Consider the following 516-nt stretch of genomic DNA (forward strand, 5'->3'; position numbering starts at 1 on the left):
TCAAAACCTCGCTCCCCTACTTCATTCCGGTGCCTTTTGTTTTGGGAACTTTTGGGGCCTTCATTGAGCTGAAAGAACCGGTGCCCAACCGCAAGGTGCTGTTTGACATTGCCGTTGCCGGGCCGCTGGCAGGCAGCCTCGTTGCTTTGGCAATGTTGCTCCTGGGGCTAGTCTTTTCGACGCCTGCGGAGCCTCCGCCAGTGCCAGAGGGGCAGCCGACCCCGATTAGCTTCCATCGCATCGATCCACGCCTATCGGTGCTGCTGGCAATCCTGGCGCGTATGGTGCTGGGGGATCAATTGCAGCCGGGCCAGGTGATCGATCTGCACCCGCTGGCCTTTGCCGGCTGGCTGGGTCTGGTGGTGGTTGCCTTTAACCTGGTGCCGGTGGGCCAACTGGATGGGGGCCATCTTGTCCACGCTGTCTATGGCCAGCAGATGGGGGCCAATGTGGGGCGAGTAACTCGCTGGCTGGTGCTGCTGCTGGCCTTGACGGTGCAGCCCTGGCTGTTATTGT

The 516-nt window shown here is 61.0% G+C and carries 1 protein-coding gene; it reads left to right on the top strand.

Going from position 1 to position 516, the window contains the following annotated elements:
• A partial coding sequence (locus NW858_RS13145; protein ID WP_414520661.1) for a site-2 protease family protein occupies positions 1–516 on the top strand: 516 nt, incomplete at both ends.

The organism is Synechococcus sp. H55.10 (genome assembly GCF_047502715.1).
GTDB lineage: Bacteria > Cyanobacteriota > Cyanobacteriia > Thermostichales > Thermostichaceae > Thermostichus.